The organism is Nakamurella sp. (genome assembly GCF_048594475.1).
GTDB lineage: Bacteria > Actinomycetota > Actinomycetes > Mycobacteriales > Nakamurellaceae > Nakamurella.
The window spans coordinates 1-7,588 of record NZ_JBMDXT010000373.1; the positions used below are offsets into that span (position 1 = coordinate 1).

Consider the following 7,588-nt stretch of genomic DNA (forward strand, 5'->3'; position numbering starts at 1 on the left):
GCCCTCGACCGGATCGCCGAGATCGCCGCGACCGACCGCTGGATTCCCGAGTTCCTGTCCATCGCGACCGCCCTGGACAACTCGGTCAAGGACCAGACCCTCAACACCCCGGCCGTGGCCACCCTGTTCCTGCTGGCCGACCAGCTGGACTGGCTGAACGGTCAGGGTGGCCTGGACTGGGCGACCAAGCGCACCGAGGACTCCTCATCCCGCCTCTACGCCTGGGCGCAGGAGCGCGAGTACACGACGCCGTTCGTCGCGCGGCCCGAGCTGCGCTCGCAGGTGGTCGGCACCATCGACTTCGCCGATTCCGTCGACGCCGCCGCGGTGGCCAAGACGCTGCGGGCCAACGGCATCGTGGACACCGAGCCCTACCGCAAGCTCGGCCGCAACCAGCTGCGCATCGGCATGTTCCCGGCGGTCGAGCCCGACGACGTCTCGGCCCTGACCGCCTGCGTCGACTACGTCGTCGAGCGCCTGTAGGAGGGGCCCGATCGGGCCACCGGTGCCCGCCCAAGGTCCGCCGATCCCCGGGCTCCGGCGTGCCCGATCCCGCTCGGGGTCACCCGGGCGGGCCGGCTCGTGACCTCGTCCGCCCGGCCGACCGGAGGCGGTCCCGCCGGGACCGGACCGCCTGCGCCGCCGCCGGTTCCGGCGACCGGTGGCGCCCGGTGGCGATCTTGTCGGGCCCGGTCGGACCGACCCGTTCGGCGCGCCTGGGCCGGCCGCGCCGGACGGCGCGATACGGTCCCCGTGACGCTTGAAAAGTGCTGCGGGGAGGAGAACGCCGATGCGTGCGCTGCGGGTCTTGGGCATGGCCGAGGACGGCGAGAACCTGCTCTGCGAGGACACCGTCACCGGCGAGGTGTTCTCGCTCCGCTCGGACGAGCGGCTCCGGGCGGCCGCCCGCGGTGAGCTCAAGGGCTCCGGCCGGCGGGCCGTCGAGACCGACCCGCAGCTGCGGCCCAAGGAGATCCAGGCCCGTATCCGCGCCGGCAAGACCGTCGCCGTGGTCGCGGCCGAGGCCGTCACCAGCGTGTCCCGCATCGAGAGCTACGCCTACCCGGTGATGCTCGAGCGGGCCAGCATGGCCGACAAGGCCCGGGCCGCGCACCCGATGATCGACGGCAACCCCACCCGAAAGACGCTGGAGGAGCTGGTCACCGCCACGCTGCGCCAGCGCGGCCAGGCCGACAGCATCCGGTGGGACGCCTACAAGCCGCAGGACGCGGGCTGGATCGTCGCGGTGCACTGGCAGGCCGGCCGCAGTGACAACCAGGCCACCTGGGAGATCCACACCGGCTCCCGGACCACCACCCTGCGGTCGCTCGACGACGCGGCCCGCGAACTGCTCGATCCGGCGCCCCGCCCGCTCCGGACCATCGCCGAGTCCGCCGGCGACCCCGCCGCCGCCCGGGTTTCCGCCGGGCCGGTCGAGGAACCGCCCCTGTTCGGCCAGCCCGAGTTCGAGCCGCCCGCGGCCGCCCCGCAGATGTCCCGGCACCCGGCCGGCAGCCGCCGCGCCGAGGTGACCGCCTCGCCGGCCGCCCCCTCGGTGGACGCTCGCCCGGGGGACACGCACCCGACGCCGAACGAGGCGCCATCGACCACGGCTGCCGGACTCACCGGCACCGATCAGACCCCCACCCGGCCCGCGCGACGCGGCCAGCGGCCCGTCATGCCAGGCTGGGAGGACATCCTGCTGGGCGGTCACTCGAAGGGCTGACCGGCGCGTCCGGCCGGCCCATCGGCGCGATGCCCGGGGCCGGGCGCTCCTCGCCCGGCCCGTCTCCGCTCGGCGCAGGGTCCGCGTCGCTGCGCCGGTCCGCGTTCGGCGACCACCTGCTCCGGGCCACGCCCGCGCCGCGGATCCACCGGCTGTCCGGAGTTGTCAGCACGTGCACCGCAACCACGACGGTGGCGATCACCGCCAGGAACTCCAGGAACGACACCAGCGGCAACGCCACAGGGGTGCTGCGCCACAGGAACGGCGCGTAGGACAGCAGCGAGCTCGCCGAGACCGCCACCGCGACCGGCCAGAACCGGCGCACGTAGAACGCGGCGACGATGGTGAGCACGTCGGCCAGGTAGAAGTAGCGCTCGTGCATCTGGGGCAGGAAGAACGGCACGGCCAGCACGACCGCGGCGGCCAGGACCACGATCTGTGCCTCGCCCAGCGGCCGGTGGCGCCAGGCCACCACGGCCAGCCCCACCAGCAGGATCGCCGCGATCACCAGGCCCAGGACCAGCCAGGCCACCGAGCCGCCCACCCACTGGAACATCGTCGGGCCGTTCTTCGTCCAGGCCCCCAGACCCGACCCGCCGGCCGTCGAGCCCCCACCGGCCCCGAACCCGCCGCCGAACCCGCTGCCGCGGCCCGCGCCGGTCCCCCCGTCGGTCACCTGAGCCGGGTACACCGCCAGCAGGCTGGACCAGGGACGGCCGGCCAGCGCCGCGGGCAGCAGCATGGCCAGGAAGGTGGCCGGCACCGCCAGCAGCGCGAGCAGTCGCCGCCGGTTGACCACCAGCACGATCAGCAGCACGGGCAGGAAGAAGATGGCCTGCAGCTTGAACGACAGGGCCAGCCCGAAGAACAGGCAGGCCCACCAGGAGCGCCCGCGGAGCAGGAAGAACAGGCTGCCCAGGCAGAACGCGGCGTACACGGAGTCGCACTGGCCCCAGTAGCCGCTGTTGACCAGCACGGTGGGCGCGAACAGGACGGCGCCGAAGGCCGCCACCCCCGGCCAGGCCCCGAACCGGCCCCGCACGATCAGTCCGGCGAAGGCGGCGAGCACCAGGTCGAAGACGATCGACACCAGCTTGATCGCCACGATCTTGGGCACCGGCAGGTAGGTCGCCACCGCCAGCAGGTACAGGTACGGCGGGTTGTAGTTCCCGATCTCCTGGCCGATCGCCCGCAGCCCGCCGCCCGCGGCCAGGGCGTCGTACCAGGGGCTCAGGAAGACCTGGTAGTCGCTGTTCACCTCGTCGACGAACAGCAGGCGGGCCGCGATGGCCGCTCCGGCGAGGACCGCCACGACCGCCAGCACGGCGATGGCGGGAACACGGGCGCGCGGGGTGTGCGCGTCCGACCTGATCGGTGTGGTCACCACGACTGAACTCCTCGCTTGCCGGTGTCATCGCACACGGTGGACGAGGCAGCTGTGAGCAGGCCCAGTGAAAGAGCCGAACCGCCGGGCTCGTGTCCCCGGCTCGGGGACCCGTGACCCGGCGGTCCGGAACCGGCTGTCCACACTCGGCGCGAGTGGGCACCCGGGAGGTGGGCCGTGCGTCAGCTGGACGGCGGATGGCCCGACCGGTGGACCACTGGCTCAGTGATCCGGATCACATGGTACTCCCATGCGCCGGTCATGGAATCCCCAGTTCGACACGTTTCCGCCGGCCGGAATCGGCCCGCGGAAAAAGCCGGTGAGGCTGTCGGAGGTCGGACGTAGCCTGGCGAGCGCCATGAGCCAGACCACCGCATCCCCGCCCACCACCGATCGCGGCACCGGTTCGTCGCGCCCGGGCGTTCCGCCGCACGTACCGGCGACCGCGAGCCTGCGCCGGCTGCTGCCGTTCGTCCGGCCGGCCCTGCCCGCGTTGCTGCTGAGCGCGGTCGCGGCCCTGGCCGCCACCCTCTGCGGGGTGGCGTTCCCGCTGGTCATCCAGCAGATCATCGACGGTCCGATCGCGCAGCGGGATCTGGCCGGTCTCTGGGGACCGGGCGCCCTGCTGCTCGTGCTCGGCGTGCTCGAGGCCGTCCTGTTCTGGGCCCGGCGCATGCTGTCCGCCCGACCCAGCATGCGGGTGGAGGCTCGGATGCGAGCCGCCATCTACGCGCATCTGCAACGGTTGCCCGTGTCGTTCCACGATCGCTGGCCGACCGGCCAGCTGATGTCGCGCGCGGTCTCGGACCTGGCGACGATCCGTCGCTTCCTCGGGTTCGGGCTCGTGTTCCTGTTCGTCAACCTGGCCACCTTCGTCGTCGGGGTGGTCGTGCTGCTGGCACTGAGCTGGTCGCTGGGCCTGATCATCGCGGCGATGGCCGTTCCGCTGGTCCTGCTCTGCTTCCGGTACGAATCCCGCTACCAGGTACTGGCCCGGCGCAGCCAGGATCAGGTCGGTGACCTGGCCGGCATGGTCGAGGAGTCGGTGCTCGGCATCCGCATCCTCAAGGCGTTCGGACGCAGCGGGCACTTCTCCCGCCGGTTCGCCGATGCGGCGCGCAGCCTGCGGGGAACGGAGCTGGGCAAGGCCTCGGTGGTGTCCCGGCTCTGGGGTTCGGTGATCGTCCTGCCGGAGATCGCGTTCGGCCTGACCCTGGGCCTGGGCATCGTCCAGGTGGCCGACGGCTCCCTGTCCGCCGGCACCCTCGTCGCGTTCTTCGGCGTCGCCCTGAGCCTGCGCTGGCCGATCGACTCGATCGGGTGGCTGCTGGCGATGACCAATGACGCCGCGAGTGCCACCCAGCGCTACTTCGAGGTGATGACCAGCCCGGTGACGATCGCCGCCCCGGCCCACCCGGTCCGGTCGCCGGCCCCCGGCCGCGGGCATCTGCGGTTCGAGGCCGTCCGGTTCCGGTTCGCCGACACCCCGGACGACCGGCCGGACCTGCTGCGCGGGGTCGATCTGGACGTCCGGCCGGGTGAGACGATCGCCCTGGTCGGGGCGACCGGATCGGGCAAGACGACGCTGACGGCCCTGGTCAACCGGTTGTACGACGTCACCGGCGGCCACATCCGGCTGGACGGAACCGACGTCCGCGAACTGGACCTGGCCGATCTGCGCCGGCGGGTCGCCGTGGCGTTCGAGGAGCCCACCCTGTTCTCGGCCTCGGTCCGGGAGAACGTGCTGCTCGGCCACCCCGACGGGAGCGACGAGGACGTCTGGGCGGCCCTGCAGCTGGCCCAGGCCGACTTCGTCGCCGGCCTGCCGTGGGGGCTCGACACCCGCATCGGCGAGCAAGGACTGTCCCTGTCCGGAGGGCAGCGGCAGCGGCTGGCGCTGGCCCGGGCCGTCGTCGGACGGCCCGAGGTGCTGGTGCTGGACGATCCACTGTCCGCCCTGGACATCCACACCGAGTCCAAGGTCGAGCAGGCGCTGCGGTCGGTGCTGGCCGGGACGACCGCGCTCATCGTCGCGCACCGCGCCTCGACCGTGCTGTTGGCCGACCGCGTCGCGCTGCTGGTCGACGGTCGCGTGGCCGCCACCGGTACCCACACCCAGCTGATGGCCACCCGGCCCGACTACCGGGACCTGCTGACCAGCCGATCGGAGGAATCCGGATGACCATCGCGACCGGCGGTGGGACGCCGCTGCCGGACCTCGATCCCGAGGCCGACGACGCCTGGCGCGGCGTCGCGGCCGAGGACACCGACGATGTCTCGGCCCACGTCGGCCTCCGGCTGCGGTCCCGCTCGCGGCGGCTGCTGGGCTCGCTGATCCGGCCCTACCGGTGGTGGGCCCTGCTCGCCGGCGTCGTCGTCGTGATCAGCGAGCTGGCGTACCTGGTCGGCCCGCTGGCGGTCGCCTACGGCATCGACTCGGCGGTTCCGGCCCTGGCCGCCGGGGACGGCCGCCCGCTCGTGCTGGCCACCGCGGCGTACCTGGCCGCGGGCGTCACCAACGCCCTGGGCAAGGCGCTGTTCGTCCGGTTGTCCGCCCGGGTCACCCAGGCGATGCTGCTCGACCTGCGCGGTCGGGTCTTCACCCACGCCCAGTCCCTGAGCCTGGCCTTTCACGAGCAGTACACGTCGGGACGGGTCATCTCCCGGATGACCAGCGACCTGGACTCGCTCAACGAGCTCGCCGACGAGGGTCTGGAGGGACTGATCTCCGGCGTGCTGTCGGTGGTCGCGGCCGCGGTCACCCTCCTCGTGCTGGACGTGGACCTGGCCCTGGTGGCGCTGGCCGCGTTCGCGCCGATCCTGCTGGTCACCCGATGGTTCCAGGGCCGGTCGCGGCGGATCTACCGGCGCACCCGCTCGTTGATCGCGGCGCTGATCGTGCAGTTCACCGAGACGATGAACGGCCTGCGGGCGGTGGTGTCGTTCCGCCGGGAGCCGCGCAACGCGGCCATCTTCGGCGAGCTGAACGACCGGAACGCCGCGGCCAACGGGGATGCCCTGGTCGCGCTGGGCATCTACACCCCCGCCGTGCGGCTGTTCGGCAACCTGAGCCTGGTCGCCACCATGGTCATCGGTGCCGTGCAGGTGATCGACGGCTCGTTGGAGGTCGGCGTGCTGGCCGCGTTCCTGCTCTACGTGCGGCGGATGTACGACCCCCTGGACGAGCTGGCCATGTTCTACAACGCCTGGCAGGGCGCGATCGCGGCGCTCGAGAAGATCTCCGGCCTGCTGGAGGAGCGGCCCGGCGTACCGGAACCGGACCGCCCGCACCCGCTGCCGGCGACCGTCGCCGGCGAGGTCCGGTTCTCCGGCGTCGAGTTCGCCTACGTCCCCGAGGTCCCGGTGCTGGCCCGGCTCGATCTGCGGATCCCGGCCGGGCAGACGGTGGCCGTCGTCGGGGCCACCGGGGCGGGCAAGTCGACCCTGGCCAAGCTGCTGGCCCGGTTCTACGACCCGACCGCCGGCACGGTGACGCTGGACGGCATCGACGTCGCCACGCTGAGCACCGCCGACCTGCGGCGCGGCGTGGTGATGGTGACCCAGGAGTCGTTCCTGTTCTCGGGATCGGTGGCGGACAACGTCGCGCTCGGCCGGCCGTCGGCGTCCCGGGCCGAGATCGAGGCCGCGGCCGACGCGATCGGGGCGGGCGGCTTCATCCGGTCGCTGCCCGACGGGTTCGACACGGACGTGCGCAAGCGGGGCGGCCGGCTCTCGGCCGGGCAACGCCAGCTCGTCGCCTTCGCCCGGGCGTTCCTGGCCGATCCGGCGGTGCTGATCCTGGACGAGGCGACGGCCTCGCTGGACCTGCCGGCCGAGCGGGCCGTCCAGCGGGCGCTGGGCACGGTGCTGCGCGGCCGGACGGCGCTGATCATCGCGCACCGGTTGTCCACCGTGGCCATCGCCGAACGTGTCCTGGTGATGGACGGCGGTCGCGTCGTCCAGGACGGACCGCCCGCCGAGCTGCTCGCCGGGCCGGGTGCCTTCGCGACCATGCACGCGGCCTGGCGGGACTCCCTGGTCTGACCAGGCCCCGGTCGGCCGCCGGGACTGTACTCCCCGGGGCGAGGCGGCTCCACGGAGCGGTAGCGGCTCCGGCGAGGCCGCGCCGGGGAGCGCAAGCGGCTCCGGCGAGGCCGCGCCGGTGAGGCGACGCCGGTGAGGCGACGCCGGGGCCTCGTCCGATGAGGCCGCGCCGGGGCCTCACCGACCGGCCCCCATCGACCCCGGCGTACCCGACCCCGCCCAGGCGCCGCCGAGTGAAGATCTGTACCCGCTCACCGAGCACCAGCCTTCACTCGAACCCGGCCGGCCCAGCCACAAGCCCGCCGCGCTCATGTCCTCGGCACCGACCCCGCCCCGCCGCCGACCGAAGACCCGCACCCGCTCACCGAGCACCAGCCTTCACTCGAACCCCGCCGGCCCAGACGCGGGGCCGCCGTACCGATCCCGCCGCACCC

4 protein-coding genes and 1 pseudogene are annotated in these 7,588 nt (G+C 73.3%); 4 read left to right on the forward strand and 1 reads right to left on the reverse strand.

The window, feature by feature from the left end:
- Together ACOJUF_RS16650 and sepH are read left to right on the forward strand one after the other, a co-directional pair.
- Positions 1-483 (forward strand): annotated as a pseudogene (locus ACOJUF_RS16650) (phosphoserine transaminase); the annotation flags it as partial.
- Between the two features lie 307 nt (positions 484-790).
- A complete protein-coding gene (gene sepH / locus ACOJUF_RS16655; protein ID WP_420122943.1) occupies positions 791-1,726 on the forward strand; it encodes a septation protein SepH in 936 nt (311 codons plus the stop codon).
- Here the strand turns inward: sepH and ACOJUF_RS16660 are convergent.
- On the reverse strand, positions 1,677-3,110 hold the full coding sequence (locus ACOJUF_RS16660) for a glycosyltransferase 87 family protein (protein ID WP_420122944.1): 1,434 nt from the start codon (positions 3,108-3,110) through the stop codon (positions 1,677-1,679). The genes sepH and ACOJUF_RS16660 overlap by 50 nt on opposite strands.
- Before the next feature lie 358 nt (positions 3,111-3,468).
- Here ACOJUF_RS16660 and ACOJUF_RS16665 point away from each other — a divergent pair, with 358 nt between their 5' ends.
- Entirely contained in the window at positions 3,469-5,292 is a 1,824-nt protein-coding gene (locus tag ACOJUF_RS16665; RefSeq protein WP_420122945.1) for an ABC transporter ATP-binding protein, read from the forward strand.
- Positions 5,289-7,154 (forward strand): ABC transporter ATP-binding protein, encoded by a 1,866-nt coding sequence (locus ACOJUF_RS16670; protein ID WP_420122946.1) that lies wholly within the window; start codon positions 5,289-5,291, stop codon positions 7,152-7,154. Before ACOJUF_RS16665 ends, ACOJUF_RS16670 begins: the two co-directional genes overlap by 4 nt.
- Positions 7,155-7,588 lie beyond the last annotated feature (434 nt).